This is a genomic window from Amycolatopsis silviterrae (genome assembly GCF_042684085.1).
GTDB classification, from domain to species: domain Bacteria; phylum Actinomycetota; class Actinomycetes; order Mycobacteriales; family Pseudonocardiaceae; genus Amycolatopsis; species Amycolatopsis silviterrae.
In genome coordinates, this window is the sequence record NZ_JBHUKS010000035.1 from 330,595 (window position 1) to 344,146 (window position 13,552).

The window sequence follows — 13,552 nt, forward strand, 5'->3', positions numbered from 1 at the left end:
GAGTGAGGTGCCGAGGTGACTGTCCCGCTGGCCTGGCTGTTCACCGCGCTGTTCGCGTTGCTGGCGCTGCCGTGCGTGCTGCGGCTGGTGAAGCTCGACTACGTCAGCCTCGGCCACCGGGTGCGCAACGGCGACCTCGCCGAACTGCTGCTCGTGGTGGCGATGGTCGCGATGCTGTCGCCGGTCGGCGGCCCGATCCCGGCCGCGGGCTGGCAGGCGGTGCTGGTGCTGACCGCGGGCTGGTTCGCTTACTCCGCCTGGCGCGGCCGCGCCGAGGGACACGGCTGCGCGCACCACGCGCTGTCGGCGGCGGCGATGCTGTACATGGTCACCGCGATGCCGCACGGCGGAATGGTGCACGGGCCGTGGCTCAACATGTCCACAATGGACGCCCGGCTGGCATGGCCGGTGGTCGCGATCGCCGGGGCGGCCTACTTCGCGGTGGACGCGGTCCGCTCGGGCGTGGTAGCGATGCGCTCGCGCGGCACCACGGTGCCGGGGCACGCCTCGCGCACCCTCTGCCGCGCCGCGATGGGCGCGGGCATGGGAGTCATGCTGCTCGCGGCGGTCTGACTCAGCCCAGCCGCTGGACTTCGCCGTCCGGCGGGAGTTCGGCCAGCTCCGGCAAGGCGTCCGAGGGGTGCGCGGCGACCCATTCGCGCGCGGCGGCGACGTCGCGGCCCAGCGCGTCGATCAGCTCCTGCGCGGAGCCGAACCCCTGCTGTTCCCGCAGGTGCTTGCCGAGCCAGACGGTGAGGCGTTCGCCGTACAGGTCGCCCTCGAAGTCGAGCAGGAAGGCCTCGACCAGCCGGTAGCCGTCGGCCCCGTAGTAGGTCGGGCGGCGGCCCACCGACACCGCGGCGGCCACACGCGTGCCGTCCGCCCGCTCGACCCAGCCGGCCCACACCCCGTCGCCCAGTTCGCCGCGCTGGTCGCGCAGCGCGATGTTCGCGGTGGGGAAGCCCAGCTCGCGGCCGCGCTTGTCGCCCGGCTCGACTGGCCCGCGCACCACGAAGAAGGTGCCGTCTCGCTCGTCCGCCATGGGACAACCGTATAACGGTCCTGAAGGTCAGCGGGGCCGGAGCACTGTGTCGGCCAGCACAGGGGCGTCGTCCCGCTCCGGCGCGGTGGTCGTGACCAGCAGACGGCCGTCTTCGCGCCACACGCGCACGCGCAGGTTTTCGCCGGGGAAGATGACGCCGGCGAACTTCGTCCCGAATGCCGAGACACGCTCGGGATCGCCGTCGAGGAACGCGTCGACCACGGCCTTCGCGACCACGCCGTACGTGCACAGCCCGTGCAGGATCGGCCGGTCGAAGCCGGCCGCCTTGGCGAACGCCGGATCGGCGTGCAGCGGGTTGCGGTCGCCGCACAGCCGGTACAAAAGCGCCTGCTGGGGCAGCGTCGGCACGTCGAGCACTTCGTCCGGTTCGCGGTCCGGCCACTCGATCTTGTCCGACGGCCCGCGTTCGCCGCCGAAGCCGCCCTCGCCGCGGGCGAAGATGCTGGACCGGGCTGTCCACAGTGGAGCCCCGGACTCGTCGGCGACCTCGGTCTCCTGCACCAGCACGGCGGCCTTGCCCTTGTCGAAGACGTCGGCGATCCGGGTGCGCGCGACCGCCTTGCCCTCGACCGGGATCGGCCGGTGCAGTTCGATCTCCTGCTTGCCGTGCAGCACTTTCGCCAGGTCGACGTCAACGCCGGGGAACTTCAGCGCGGGCGGCTCGAAGGTGCGCAGGTTGGCCGCGACGGTGGCGAAGGTCGGCAGCACGCGCAGGTCGCGCTCGTAGGTGTAGCGCAGCTCGCGCTCGGCCACCGGATCCGCGCCCGCGCCCACGGCAAGGTGGTACAGCAGCACGTCGGACGGCGTCCAGGCGAAGGCGACCTCGCCGAGATCGGCTCCGATCGCGGCTGCGGGGTCGATGGGCACGGGTTCTCCCTCACTCGTAGCTGACGGACACCTCGTCGGTCAACGGTACCGACTGGCAGGCCAGCACGATCCCGTCGGCGATGTCGTCGGCGTCCAGCACCTCGTTGTTCAGCATCTTCACCTCGCCGGACGTGATGCGGCACGCGCACGCGCTGCACTGGCCCTCGCGGCAGGAATACGGCGCGTCGAGGCCCTCGGCGAGCAGGTGGTCGAGCAGCTTCCGCTGCCGCGGCCAGGCGACCTGCCGGGTCTCGCCGTCCAGTTCGACGGTGAGCGCGGTGGTCTCGCCGCCCGCGTCCTCCTCGGGCTCCGGCTCGCTGTCGAAAGGATTTCCGGTCAGCGAGTGGAATTTCTCCACGTGCACGCGTTCTCGCGGCGCGCCCAGTTCGCGCAATGCGTCCTGCGCGGCGGCCATGAACGGGGCCGGGCCGCAGAGGAATGCTTCATGGCCTGCGTAAGGCTTGGCGAGCGCCTGCAAGGCGGTGACGGTCGGCAAGCCCTGCAGGCTTTCCAGCCAATGCAGGACAGTGAGCCGGTCTCCGTAGCGCTCGGCCAATTCGCGCAATTCCCGGGCGAAGATCACCGACTGCTCGTCGCGGTTGGCGTACACCAGCACCACCCGGCCGGTGCCCTTTTCCAGCGCGGACTTGAGAATCGACATCACCGGCGTGATCCCGCTGCCCGCGGCGCACAGCAGGAAGTCCGCGTCCAAAGAGGACGGACAGAACACGCCGGACGGCCGCAGCACGTCGATCGTCGCGCCCGCCTTCAGTTCGTCGCAGACCCAGTTGGAGCCGTAGCCGTCGGCGGTCCGCTTCACCGTGACCTGCACCCGATCCTCGTGCGGCGCGCTCGACAGCGAGTAGCACCGCGCGACGGAACCCGTTTGGTCGCTGGGAATCCGCAGCGTGAGGAATTGCCCGGGGGAGTAGGCGAACCGCTCGGCGTGCTCGGCTGGGACAGTGAACACAATGGACCGGGCGTCCGCGGTTTCCTCGATCACCTCGGCGACGGTGAGCGTGACGACGTCAGTCATGCGGCACCTGCCCGAAATTTCCGTCGCGCACCGCGTTGTCGATGCTGTCCGCGAGCTTCTCGCAGGTGTCCAGCAACGCGGTGTTGCCGCCGGACGCGGCGTGCGCGGCGAACACCGGGCAACTGGTCGCGGCGTCGGTGGTCCACTGGATGCTGGTGTGCTTCAGGCTGTTTTTCTTGACCAGCACACAGGTTCCGCAGCTGCGGCATTCGTGCGGCCGCAGCCCGGACGTGAGGAATTCGGTGGCTTCGGCCGTCACACCCCAGCCTCCTCCGACTCAGCCGCGGCTTCGGCCTCCGCCCGCTGGCGCGCCAGGTTTTCCTGCACTTCGGCGGCCCACACCTCGTTCGCCTTCGTGGTGTCCACTTCGAACTCGAACCGGCGCGTCATGTCCTCGGTGACGTCCGCGGCGTCCACGTAGAACTGGTCGTACCAGCGGCGCAGCTGGTAGACCGGCCCGTCCTCCTCGCACAGCAGCGGGTTGTCGATCTTGGTCTTGTTCTTCCAGATCTCCACGTCCTGCAGGAAGCCGACGCCGATGCCCTTGGCGAGCTTCGCCGCGATCTTGTCCGCGTGCTCGTCGGAAATGCCGGGCATCTTCTTGACCATGATGCCCCACTGCAGCACGAACGACGTCGGCGAAACCGGATAGTGGCAGTTGATCAGCACGTTCTCGATTTCGAAGCCCTGGAAGGAATTCACCAGCCAGTTGATCATGTAGGAGGGCCCGAAGTACGACGCCTCCGACCGCAGCAGGTTTTCCTCGCCGCCGTAATTGGACGCCATGCCCATGTCCGGGCGGCCCTTGGTGTTGAGGTACTGGGTGGCGATGTGGCCCTCGAACACGTTCTTGAAATACGTGGGGAAGGCGTAGTGGATGTAGAAGAAGTGCGCCATGTCCACCACGTTGTCGATGATCTCGCGGCAGTTGGCGTTCTCGATCAGGATCGAGTCCCAGGTCCAGTTGCTCCACTCGTCGCTGTACGCGCCTTCGACGCGCGGGATCACGACGTTCTCCGGCGGCGGGTTGCCCTCCGGGTCGTGCCAGACGAACAGCTGCTTGTTCTCCTCCAGCACCTGCCACGCCCGGGTGCGCGCCCGCAGCGGGACCCGCTTGGCGTACGGGATCGACTTGCACTTGCCGTTGCCGCCCCACCGCCAGTCGTGGAACGGGCAGGCGATCTCATCGCCCTTCACCGAGCCCTGGGTGAGGTCGCCGCCCATGTGCCGGCAGTAGCCGTCGAGCACGCTCAGCTTCCCGGCGCTGTCGGCGAACACCACGAGCTTCGTGCCGAACGCCTGCACCGCGTGCGGTTTCCCGTCGCGGAAGCTGTCGGCAAGCCCGAGGCAGTGCCAGCCGCGGGCGTACCGCGCCGGCGGCGCCCCCGCGTCGATCGTGCGGATCTGCGATCCCTCAGTCTTCGGCGTCACTGCCTGCCTCCCGTGCCGGTCTGATCTTCGTTCGCCAGCGCCTGTGCCGCAAGGTAGCCGAACACCATCGCGGGGCCGATGGTCGCGCCCGGCCCGGCGTAGGTCCGGCCCATCACCGGGGCGCCGGTGTTGCCCGCCGCGTAGAGACCGGACACGACCGTGCCGTCCTCGCGCAGGACGCGGGCGTTTTCGTCAATCCGCAGCCCGCCCTTGGTGCCCAGGTCGCCGGGCACCACGCGGACCGCGTAGTAGGGGGCCTTGGCCAGTTCGCCGAGGCTCGGGTTGGGGCGGTTGCGGGGGTCGCCGTAGTAGTGGTCGTAGGCGCTGAGCCCGCGCTGGAAGTCGTCGTCGACGCCCTTGCGCGCGAAGCCGTTGAACCGCGTGACGGTCTGCTCCAGCGCGTCGGCGGGCACGTCGATCTTCTCCGCGAGCCCGGCCAGCGTCGCGGACTTCGCCACGATCCCGGCCTTGTACCAGCGCCCGGGCAGCGGCTGCCGCGGGCCGAGGCCGGTGAACAGGTAGCGGTCGCGGTAGCGCTGGTCGAACACCAGCCACGCCGGGACGTGCTTGCCCGGGCCGTCGCCGTCGCCGTACATCGCGTGCACGGCCTCGACGTACGGCGCGGATTCGTTCACGAACCGCGTGCCCTCGGCGTCGACCATCAGGCAGCCGGGCCGGGACCGTTCGGCGAGCGCGAACCACGGGCCGCCGGTGAGCGGAAACGACGGGCCCCACCAGGCGTCGTCCATCAGGTCGGTCGCCGCGCCGAGCTTGAGCCCGGCGTTGATGCCGTCGCCGGTGTTCGCGGCCGCGCCGACGGTCCATTCGGTGCCGATCGGCGCGCGCTGGTACTTGGCCCGCATCTCTTCGTTGTGTTCGAAGCCACCGCAGGCCAGGACCACACCGCGGCGCGCGCGGAACAGCGTTTCGGCACCGTCGCGCCGGGCCACGATGCCGGTGACGACGTCGTTCTCCACCTGCAGATCGACCAGCGGCGTGTCCAGCAGGACCTCGACGCCCGCGTCTCGCAGGCCCTTCCGCAACCCGGCCGCAAGCGCTTGCCCCATGGACAGCGGCTGCTGCCCCCGGACGCGTCCGGCCAGCCATTTCATCCCGAGCGACAGCATCCGGGCGAACCCGCGGGGATGCCGGGCGATCAGGCTCAGCCAGCGGTAGTCCGACTGGGTGATCGGCACGCCGAGCGGCGGCGCGCTGTACGGCGGTTCGAGCTGGGCCAGGTCGGCGCCGAGCAGCTTGCCGTCGAGCGGCTTCGGCTCGACGGACCGGCCGCCGGGGCGTCCGCCGGGCGCCTCGGGGTGGTAGTCGCTGTAACCCGGCACCCACTTGAACTCCAGCGGCGTGTTCCGGGTGACGAACTCCAGCACCTCGGGGCCGTGGTCGAGGAAGGTCGTGCGCAGGTGCTCCGGAACGACGTCGCCGACGATCGATTCCAGGTACTGCCTCGCGCGTTCGGGTGGTTCTTCGATGCCCGCGGCCCGCAGCGCGTGGTTGCCGGGCAGCCAGACGCCCCCTCCGGAGCGGGCGGTCGAACCGCCGAAGCAGGCTGCCTTTTCCAGCACCACCACGGAAAGCCCGCGATGGGCGGCGGCGAGCGCGGCGGTCATCCCGGCGGCGCCGCTGCCGGCCACCACCACGTCGTACTCGTCCGACATGCCACCTCACATGCAACGTGTTATCGGCTAAAGCTGGCCTGCTCGGGGCCACTTCCGTCACCATAGACGAGAACGTGTTCCAGTTCTAGGGTGGCGGGCTATGGACGAGTTCGGGGCGGACGTCGTGATCATCGGAGCCGGCGCGGCCGGCGTGTGCGCGGCCATCGAGGCGGCCGACGCGGGCGCCGAGGTGCTGCTGGTCGACCGGTTCTCCGGCGGCGGGGCCAGTCGCGTGAGCGGCGGCGTGGTCTACGCCGGGGGAGGGACGCCGCAGCAGCGCGCCGCGGGCGTCGACGACAGCGTGGACGCGATGTACGCGTACCTGCGGATGGAGACCGGCGACGTCGTGTCGGAGCGGACGTTGCGGCGGTTCTGCGAGGAAAGCGTCGACATGGTGGCCTGGCTGGAGCGCCAGGGCGTGCCGTTCGAGGGCAGCATGTGCGACTACAAGACGTCGTATCCCAGCAACAAGCACTACCTCTACTACTCCGGCAGCGAACTGTCCGGCGGCTTCCGCGACGTGGCGAAACCCGCGCCGCGCGGGCACCGGGTCAAGGGGCCGGGCACGTCCGGGAAGCTGCTGATGAAGCAGTTGCTGGCGGCGGCCCGGCAGCGCGGGGTGCGGATTTTGCCCCAGACGCAGGCGATGAACCTGATCACCGACGACTCGGGCACGGTCACCGGGGTGCTCACGCATACTTTGCGCGACGCTCCTTCGTGGGTGCGGGCGCGGCATGCGCGGCTCGCGGATTGGGCGGCGAAGCCGGGTATCTATGTGCCCGCGATGCGCCGGTCGCTGCATCAGCGGGTCGAGCGGATCGAGCGCAAGCACGCGCGTGAGCTGCGGATTTCCGCGCGCCGGGGCGTCGTGCTGGCGGCGGGCGGGTTCATCGTGAACCGGGCGATGGTGCGTGAGCACGCGCCCGCGTATCGCGGCGGGCTGGATCTCGGGACCTCGGCGGACGACGGCTCCGGCATCCGGATGGGCGTGGAAGCCGGCGGGCGCGCGGCGGAGCTGGACCGGGTGTCGGCGTGGCGGTTCCTGACGCCGCCGTCGGCGTTTCTCGGCGGGCTGCTGGTGGGCCGGGACGGCCGCCGGATCATCGACGAATCCCGGTACGGCGCGGCGATCGGCGAGCGCATGGTCACCGAGCACGGCGGGCAAGGCTGGCTGCTGGTCGACGAGCCGATCGTCGCCGAAGCCCGGCGCGACGGGCGGAAACAAGGCCAATGGTTCGCGACGCTGCAGCTGCGCTATCTGCTCGGCAAGGGCCGGGTGACCGGCGGGACGCTCGAAGAAGCGGCCGCGCGCGCCGGGATCGACGCGGCGGGGCTGGCGGCGACTTATGCCGAGTACCAGCGCGGTCCCGATCCGGCGGGCAAACCGGCGGACTTCGCGCGGCCGCTGGACACGCCGCCGTACTCGCTGATCGACGTGTCGGTGAAACCGAACCTCGGCTACCCGTGCCCGATGCTGACGCTGGGCGGCCTGGTGGTCGACGAGGACACCGGCGCGGTGGCCGGCGTACGCGGGCTTTACGCCGCCGGGCGGACCGCGGTGGGAATCTGTTCCAGGTCGTATGTGAGCGGTCTTTCGCTGGCTGACTGCGTGTTTTCCGGCCGCCGGGCAGGGTTGCACGGCGCGCGCGGGGCGGACCGCGTCGACAAAAACGAGAACGTGTTCTAGTCTTGAGCGTGTCGAGCGAGAGAGGACGGCCGATGAGCGAGCTGGCTGCCGTGATCGCGGGGGTGCGCGACCTTCTTCCCGTGCTGCGGGAACGCGCACAGGAGACCGAGGACGCCCGTCGGATCCCCGCCGAATCAGTGAAAGCGCTGCAGGAGACCGGATTTTTCCGCCTGCTGCAACCGAAACCGTACGGCGGCTTGGAAGCCGACCCGGTCACCTTCTACACCGCGGTCAAGCTCATCGCGAGCGCCTGCGGGTCCACCGGATGGGTCGCGTCGATTCTCGGCGTGCACCCGTGGCATGTCGCGTTGTTCGACGCGCAAGCCCAGGCGGACGTGTGGGGCGAGGACCACGACGTGCGGATTTCTTCGTCGTACGCGCCGATGGGCAAGGCGACCGTCGTAGAGGGCGGCTACCGGCTGTCCGGGCGATGGAGCTTCTCGTCCGGAAGCGACCACTGCACGTGGGTGCTGCTGGGCGGGCCGGCGTTCGCCGACGGCAAGCCGGTGGACTTCTGCACGTATCTCGTGCCGATCTCGGACTACTCCATTGTGGACGTCTGGGACACGGTCGGGCTGCGCGGCACCGGGTCCAACGACATCGTCGTCGAGGACGTGTTCGTGCCGAAGCACCGCGCGCTGAGCTTCATGGCGACGTCGAAGTGCAAGACCCCGGGCCAGGAGGTCAATCCCGGCCCGCTGTACCGGCTGCCGTACGGGTCGGTGCACCCGAGCACCATCACCGCGCCGATCATCGGGATGGCGCAGGGCGCGTACGACGCGCACGTGGAGCACCAGGGCAAGCGGGTGCGGGCGGCGTACGCGGGCGAACAGTCCAAAGAGGACCCGTTCTCGAAGGTGCGGATCGCCGAGGCGGGCAGCGAGATCGACGCGGCCTGGCTGCAGCTGACGCACAACATCGACGAGCTGTACCAGCTGGCCTGCAAGGGCGAGAAGCTGCCGTTCAGCACGCGGCTGCGGGTGCGCCGGGACCAGGTGCGCGGCACCGAGCGGTCGATCGCCGCGATCGACCGGCTTTTCGAGAACTCCGGCGGCCGCGCGCTGCAGCGGGGCACGCCGATCCAGCGCTTCTGGCGCGACGCGCACGCGGGCCGGGTGCACGCGGCGAACGACGCCGAGCGCGCGTACGTCATGTTCGGCACCGGCGAGTTCGGCCTGCCCGTCGAGAATGCGATGGTCTGATGGCACCCGAAGGTTCCTACGTAGACACTGCGGGCGGGATTCGCCTGCACTACCACGAATCCGGCGCGGAAAACGCCGAGACGGTGCTGTTGCTGCACGGCGGCGGCCCGGGTGCTTCGGCGTGGAGCAACTTCGGCCGGAACCTGCCGGTGTTCGGGAAGTCCTACCGCACGCTGGCGATCGACCAGCCGGGGTTCGGCCGGTCCGACAAGCCGACCGAGCACCCGCAGTACTTCCGGCACAGCTCGGACGCGGTCGTCGGCCTGATGGACCAGCTGGGCATCGAAAAGGCGCACATCGTCGGCAACTCGCTCGGAGCGGGCGCGGCGGTCCGGCTCGCGCTGAACCATCCGGGACGCGCGGGACGGCTGGTGCTGATGGGCGCGGGCGGGTTGAGCGTCAACCTGTTCGCCCCGGATCCCACCGAGGGCGTGCGGCTGCTGTCCCGGTTCGCCGGGGATCCCACGCGGGAGCGGATGGAAGCGTTCCTCCGGATCATGGTGCACGACCAGGCCTTGGTGACCGACGAGCTGATCGACGAACGCTTCGAGATCGCGCGTTCGCCGGAGTCGCTCGCCGCGATGCGGGCGATGGGCAAGTCCTTCAGCCTGCCGGACTCCTTCGAGGAAGGCATGTTGTGGCGCGAGGCTTACCGCCTGCGGCAACGGGTCCTGCTCGTGTGGGGCCGGGAGGACCGGGTCAACCCGCTGGACGGCGCGCTGCTGGCATTGAAGACGATTCCGCGTGCGCAACTGCACGTGTTCGGCGGCTGCGGCCACTGGGCGCAGCTGGAGAAGTTCGACGAGTTCAACCGACTCGCCCTCGACTTCCTCGGGAGTTCGTGATGGCAATCCGTTCGCTGGGATATCTGCGCATCGAAGCCACGGACATGGACGCCTGGCGCGTCTACGGGCTGAAGGTGCTCGGCATGGTGGAAGGTTCGGGCACCGACCCGGACGCGCTGTACCTGCGCATGGACGATTTCCCGGCGCGACTGGTGATCGTGCCGGGTTCGCAGGACCGCTTGTCGGTAGCGGGCTGGGAAGCGGCCAACGCCGCGGAACTGGACGACGTCCGGGCCCGGCTCGACGCGGCTTCGGTGCCGTACAAGGAAGGCACGCCGGAGGAGCTGGCCGACCGCCGGGTCGCGGAGCTGATCAGCTTCACCGATCCGTCCGGCAACACCCTGGAGGTGTTCCACGGGGTCGCGCTGCAGCACCGGCGCGTGGTGAGCCCGTATGGCCACCGTTTCGTCACCGGCGAGCAGGGCCTCGGCCACGTGGTTTTGTCGACCCACGACGACGAGGCCGCGCTGCGGTTCTACCGGGACGTGCTGGGCTTCCGGCTCCGCGATTCGATGCGCCTCCCGCCGCAGATGGTCGGCCGTCCCGCCGACGGCGACCCGGCGTGGCTGCGGTTCTTCGGCTGCAATCCGCGGCACCACAGCCTGGCGTTCCTGCCGATGCCGACGCCGAGCGGGATCGTGCACCTGATGGTGGAGGTCGAGGAAACCGACGACGTCGGGCTGTGCCTCGACCGCGCGAAACGCAAGAACGTCCCGATGTCGGCGACGCTGGGCCGGCACGTGAACGACCTGATGCTGTCGTTCTACATGAAGACCCCCGGCGGCTTCGACGTCGAGTTCGGCTGCGAAGGCCGCCAGGTCGAGGACGAGGATTGGATCGCCCGCGAGAGCACCGCGGTTTCGTTGTGGGGCCACGACTTCTCGGTGGGCGCGCAATGACGGCGGCGGTTCCGGAGGCGGTGCCGGACCGGTTCCGCGAGGTGCTGGGCCACTTCTGCACCGGGGTGACGGTGGTGACCGGCTACGTCGAGGACTCCGCCAGGTCCTTGGCCGACTACGCCAGCTCGCCCACGCCGACCGGGCCGGTGGGCTTCGCCTGCCAGTCCTTCGCGGCGCTGTCGCTGGACCCGCCGCTGGTGCTGTTCTGCGTCGCCCGGACCTCGCGCACCTGGCCCGCGCTGGCCGCGGCGGGCACGTTCGCGGTGAACGTGCTCGCCGAGGACCAGCAGGCGGTCTGCGCCGAGTTCGGCCGCCGCGGCGGCGACAAGTTCTCCGGGGTCTCCTGGCGGCCCGCCCCGTCCGGCGCGCCGCTGCTGGACGGAGCCTTGACCTGGGTCGACTGCGAGGTGCAGGCCGTCCACCCGGCCGGGGACCACTACGTGGTGGTCGGCCGGGTGACCGCGCTGGGCGAGACGTCCGACGCCCGCCCGCTGCTGTTCCACCGCGGCCGCTACACGGTCACCGAACCGGTGCCGGACGCGCTCACCGCGCTGATGCCCTGGCCCCGCCCGGACGACTGGCTCTGACCGCCTCGTGAGTGTTGATCACGGTTAGAACCGGGATCAACACTCACGAGGCTTTACTTCCAGCGGAAGTGCACGAACACCCGCCCGAAGTTGTCCTTGTCCTTCTCGACGCGGTGGTAGAGCGCCTTCACGTCTTTGCGCTCCAGGAACCGCAGCACGTGCTTCTTCAGCTGCCCGGAACCCTTGCCCGGGATGATCTCCACGAGCGGCGCCTTCTTCGCGACCGCCTCGTCGATGACCGCGCGCAACGCCCGGTCTATCTCGCCGCCGCGGTTGTAGATGTCGTGAAGATCGAGCTTGAGCTTCATCCCTCCTTCCTACCTTGCCGCACGTCCGCATAGTCGACATCGACTACTCTTCTGCGTATAGTCGATCCTGACTAAGGAGCTGTGGTGAAGCGACGCGTGGTGGGGAATCCGCTCGGGCTGGCCGTGCTGGCGGGCTTGCTCGAGGAGCCGATGCATCCGTACGAGATGGCACGGCGGTTCGTGGAGTACGGCAAGGAACGGGATTTCAAGTACACCCGCAGCTCGCTGTACATGGTGGTCGGGCAGCTGGAGAAGGCCGGGTTCATCGAGGCGCGGGAAGTCCTGCGCGATTCGGCGCGTCCGGAGCGGACGGTCTACGCCATCACGCCCACCGGCCGGCTCGAACTGTTCGACTGGATGCGCGAACTCGTCGCCGAACCTGCCACGGAGTATCCGCTGTTCGGGGCGGCGCTGTCGCTGTTCGTGGTGCTGCCCGTCGACGAGGTCCGCGAACTGCTCCAGCAGCGGCTCGCCGCGCTCGCCGCGATCGCCGACGACGTCCGCGCGGCCATCGAACGCGGCCGGGAGCAGGGGCTCGCCTGGTGGTTCCTGGTCGAGGAGGACTACCGGCTGGTGAAAGTCGAGGCGGAGCGCGGCTTCGTCGAACGGCTCGCCGAGTCGGTCGCCGGGGAGGACTACCGGCAGGCGTGGGAAACCTACTTCAAGGGGAGAACATGAACGTACTAGTGATCGGCGGCGGCATCGCCGGCGCGACCACCGCGATGGCGTTGCAGCGGGCGGGAATCGAGGCCACCGTTTACGAGGCTTACGCGAAGCCAGCGGACGAAGTCGGCGGCGCGCTGACCCTGTCGCCCAACGGCCGGCACGCCCTGCGGCAAATCGACGCCGACGACGCAGTGGCCGCGGTCGGCGTCGAAGTGCCTGGAATGGTGATGCAGAACCACAAAGGCCGCGTGGTCGGCAGATTCGACGGGCTGCCGGAACTGCCGCCGAGCCTGCTGCTGCGCCGGGACCGGCTGTACCGTGCGCTGATGGACGAAGCGCTGAGCCGGGGCATCACGGTCGAGTTCGGCAAACGCCTGAAGTCCATTGAGGACAGACCGGGCCAGGTGATCGCGCACTTCACGGACGGCTCCTCCGCCACCGGCGACCTGGTGATCGGCGCGGACGGCATCCGGTCGGCTGTCCGGTCCACTTTGGACCCAATGGCACCTGCCCCGCGCTACACCGGATTGCTCGGCCTCGGCGGCTGGATCCGCAACCCCGGTCTTCCGGTCACCGGCGATTATCAGCATTTCGCCTTCGGCAAACGAGCGTTCTTCGGCTATTACATCGACGCTTCCGAGATTCTCTGGTTCAGCAACGTCCCCGCCGCCGACCCGGCCGAGGCGAAAACCACCGCTCCGGAACACTGGCTCGCAGTGCTGCGTGAACGCCACGCGGACGATGTCCCGGCGCGCGATATCGTCGCCCTGCTGAAGCCGGAAGACGTTGCGCGGCCAGGAATACTGGAGGACATCCCGACGGTGCGGACGTGGCACCGCGGCCGGGTCGTCCTGGTCGGCGACGCCGCGCATCCGACGTCGCCGAGTTCCGGGCAGGGAGCGTCGCAGGCGATCGAGAGTTCCCTGGAACTGGCTCGCGCACTGCGGGACAGCCCTGACGTGGCAACCGCTTTCGCCGCCTATGAAGCGGCCCGGCGGGAGCGGGTCGAGCGGATCATCGCGCGAGCAGCGAAAATCAACAACGACAAGGCGGCGGGCCCGGTGGCGCGGATCATGCGCGACTTGCTGATGCCCGTGGTGATGAAGACGGTGATGACGCCGGAGAAAATGTTCGGGGACCTGCACCGGCACCGGATCGACTTCGCGCCTTCGGGGGCTTCGGTCTAGCCCCAAGGCCTTGTGGCTGAGCGGTTGTGCTGGCCCGGCCGGGGTGCGAGCGGGGAACGACCCGGCCGCCGAGGAGGTTTCAGCTCCAGACAGCCGGGTCG

The 13,552-nt window shown here is 69.6% G+C and carries 15 protein-coding genes; 8 read left to right on the forward strand and 7 right to left on the reverse strand.

Annotated elements, in window-relative coordinates; genetic code table 11:
- Positions 1 to 15: 15 nt before the first annotated feature.
- On the forward strand, positions 16 to 573 hold the full coding sequence (locus ACFSVL_RS42290) for a DUF5134 domain-containing protein (RefSeq protein WP_378313051.1): 558 nt from the start codon (positions 16 to 18) through the stop codon (positions 571 to 573).
- Between the two features lies 1 nt (position 574).
- Here ACFSVL_RS42290 and ACFSVL_RS42295 read toward each other — a convergent pair whose 3' ends face one another.
- Genes ACFSVL_RS42295 through kstD form a run of 6 tightly spaced genes read right to left on the reverse strand, consistent with a single transcriptional unit; the run spans position 575 to position 6,070 of the window.
- Positions 575 to 1,042, reverse strand: a complete 468-nt coding sequence (locus tag ACFSVL_RS42295; RefSeq protein ID WP_378313053.1) for a riboflavin kinase — start codon at positions 1,040 to 1,042, stop codon at positions 575 to 577.
- 27 nt (positions 1,043 to 1,069) lie between these two features.
- Complete coding sequence (locus ACFSVL_RS42300; RefSeq protein WP_378313054.1) at positions 1,070 to 1,930, reverse strand: MaoC/PaaZ C-terminal domain-containing protein; 861 nt, start codon at positions 1,928 to 1,930, stop codon at positions 1,070 to 1,072.
- 10 nt (positions 1,931 to 1,940) lie between these two features.
- On the reverse strand, positions 1,941 to 2,966 hold the full coding sequence (locus ACFSVL_RS42305) for a 2Fe-2S iron-sulfur cluster-binding protein (protein WP_378313056.1): 1,026 nt from the start codon (positions 2,964 to 2,966) through the stop codon (positions 1,941 to 1,943).
- The gene (locus ACFSVL_RS42310) at positions 2,959 to 3,225 is read right to left on the reverse strand and encodes a hypothetical protein (protein WP_378313058.1); all 267 of its coding nucleotides are present in this window, start codon (positions 3,223 to 3,225) and stop codon (positions 2,959 to 2,961) included. The genes ACFSVL_RS42305 and ACFSVL_RS42310 overlap by 8 nt, the downstream gene beginning before the upstream one ends.
- On the reverse strand, positions 3,222 to 4,397 hold the full coding sequence (locus ACFSVL_RS42315) for a Rieske 2Fe-2S domain-containing protein (RefSeq protein WP_378313060.1): 1,176 nt from the start codon (positions 4,395 to 4,397) through the stop codon (positions 3,222 to 3,224). Before ACFSVL_RS42315 ends, ACFSVL_RS42310 begins: the two co-directional genes overlap by 4 nt.
- The gene (kstD, locus tag ACFSVL_RS42320; protein ID WP_378313062.1) at positions 4,394 to 6,070 is read right to left on the reverse strand and encodes a 3-oxosteroid 1-dehydrogenase; all 1,677 of its coding nucleotides are present in this window, start codon (positions 6,068 to 6,070) and stop codon (positions 4,394 to 4,396) included. The genes ACFSVL_RS42315 and kstD overlap by 4 nt, the downstream gene beginning before the upstream one ends.
- Before the next feature lie 100 nt (positions 6,071 to 6,170).
- On the opposite strand from kstD, the gene ACFSVL_RS42325 reads away from it, so the two are divergent.
- From ACFSVL_RS42325 to hsaB, 5 genes are read left to right on the forward strand one after another with little or no spacing between them, the layout of a single operon-like run.
- Positions 6,171 to 7,757 carry an FAD-binding protein gene (locus tag ACFSVL_RS42325; RefSeq protein WP_378313064.1) on the forward strand — a complete coding sequence of 529 codons (1,587 nt, stop codon included), beginning with the start codon at positions 6,171 to 6,173 and terminating at the stop codon, positions 7,755 to 7,757.
- 32 nt (positions 7,758 to 7,789) lie between these two features.
- Positions 7,790 to 8,959 carry a 3-hydroxy-9,10-secoandrosta-1,3,5(10)-triene-9,17-dione monooxygenase oxygenase subunit gene (gene hsaA, locus ACFSVL_RS42330; protein WP_378313066.1) on the forward strand — a complete coding sequence of 390 codons (1,170 nt, stop codon included), beginning with the start codon at positions 7,790 to 7,792 and terminating at the stop codon, positions 8,957 to 8,959.
- Positions 8,959 to 9,804, forward strand: coding sequence for a 4,5:9,10-diseco-3-hydroxy-5,9,17-trioxoandrosta-1(10),2-diene-4-oate hydrolase (gene hsaD, locus ACFSVL_RS42335; RefSeq protein ID WP_378313068.1), 846 nt, complete (start codon positions 8,959 to 8,961; stop codon positions 9,802 to 9,804). Before hsaA ends, hsaD begins: the two co-directional genes overlap by 1 nt.
- Positions 9,804 to 10,703, forward strand: a complete 900-nt coding sequence (gene hsaC / locus ACFSVL_RS42340; RefSeq protein WP_378313070.1) for an iron-dependent extradiol dioxygenase HsaC — start codon at positions 9,804 to 9,806, stop codon at positions 10,701 to 10,703. Before hsaD ends, hsaC begins: the two co-directional genes overlap by 1 nt.
- Positions 10,700 to 11,290 carry a 3-hydroxy-9,10-secoandrosta-1,3,5(10)-triene-9,17-dione monooxygenase reductase subunit gene (gene hsaB, locus ACFSVL_RS42345; RefSeq protein WP_378313072.1) on the forward strand — a complete coding sequence of 197 codons (591 nt, stop codon included), beginning with the start codon at positions 10,700 to 10,702 and terminating at the stop codon, positions 11,288 to 11,290. The genes hsaC and hsaB overlap by 4 nt, the downstream gene beginning before the upstream one ends.
- Positions 11,291 to 11,343: 53 nt before the next feature.
- On the opposite strand, the gene ACFSVL_RS42350 is transcribed toward hsaB, so the two are convergent.
- Positions 11,344 to 11,598 (reverse strand): Smr/MutS family protein, encoded by a 255-nt coding sequence (locus tag ACFSVL_RS42350; RefSeq protein ID WP_009075408.1) that lies wholly within the window; start codon positions 11,596 to 11,598, stop codon positions 11,344 to 11,346.
- Positions 11,599 to 11,682: 84 nt separating this feature from the next.
- Here ACFSVL_RS42350 and ACFSVL_RS42355 point away from each other — a divergent pair, with 84 nt between their 5' ends.
- Together ACFSVL_RS42355 and ACFSVL_RS42360 are read left to right on the forward strand one after the other, a co-directional pair.
- Positions 11,683 to 12,276, forward strand: coding sequence for a PadR family transcriptional regulator (locus ACFSVL_RS42355; RefSeq protein WP_378313075.1), 594 nt, complete (start codon positions 11,683 to 11,685; stop codon positions 12,274 to 12,276).
- On the forward strand, positions 12,273 to 13,451 hold the full coding sequence (locus tag ACFSVL_RS42360) for an FAD-dependent oxidoreductase (RefSeq protein ID WP_378313077.1): 1,179 nt from the start codon (positions 12,273 to 12,275) through the stop codon (positions 13,449 to 13,451). Before ACFSVL_RS42355 ends, ACFSVL_RS42360 begins: the two co-directional genes overlap by 4 nt.
- Positions 13,452 to 13,552: the final 101 nt, after the last annotated feature.

Excerpts from the sequence above, each read along its gene's own strand:
- hsaC (WP_378313070.1), top strand. The coding sequence starts at position 9,804 with ATGGCAATCCGTTCGCTGGGATATCTGCGCATCGAAGCCACGGACATG.
- ACFSVL_RS42350 (WP_009075408.1), bottom strand. The coding sequence starts at position 11,598 with ATGAAGCTCAAGCTCGATCTTCACGACATCTACAACCGCGGCGGCGAG.
- ACFSVL_RS42360 (WP_378313077.1), top strand. The coding sequence starts at position 12,273 with ATGAACGTACTAGTGATCGGCGGCGGCATCGCCGGCGCGACCACCGCG.
- hsaA (WP_378313066.1), top strand. The coding sequence starts at position 7,790 with ATGAGCGAGCTGGCTGCCGTGATCGCGGGGGTGCGCGACCTTCTTCCC.
- kstD (WP_378313062.1), bottom strand. The coding sequence starts at position 6,070 with ATGTCGGACGAGTACGACGTGGTGGTGGCCGGCAGCGGCGCCGCCGGG.
- ACFSVL_RS42295 (WP_378313053.1), bottom strand. The coding sequence starts at position 1,042 with ATGGCGGACGAGCGAGACGGCACCTTCTTCGTGGTGCGCGGGCCAGTC.
- hsaB (WP_378313072.1), top strand. The coding sequence starts at position 10,700 with ATGACGGCGGCGGTTCCGGAGGCGGTGCCGGACCGGTTCCGCGAGGTG.
- ACFSVL_RS42305 (WP_378313056.1), bottom strand. The coding sequence starts at position 2,966 with ATGACTGACGTCGTCACGCTCACCGTCGCCGAGGTGATCGAGGAAACC.
- ACFSVL_RS42325 (WP_378313064.1), top strand. The coding sequence starts at position 6,171 with ATGGACGAGTTCGGGGCGGACGTCGTGATCATCGGAGCCGGCGCGGCC.
- hsaD (WP_378313068.1), top strand. The coding sequence starts at position 8,959 with ATGGCACCCGAAGGTTCCTACGTAGACACTGCGGGCGGGATTCGCCTG.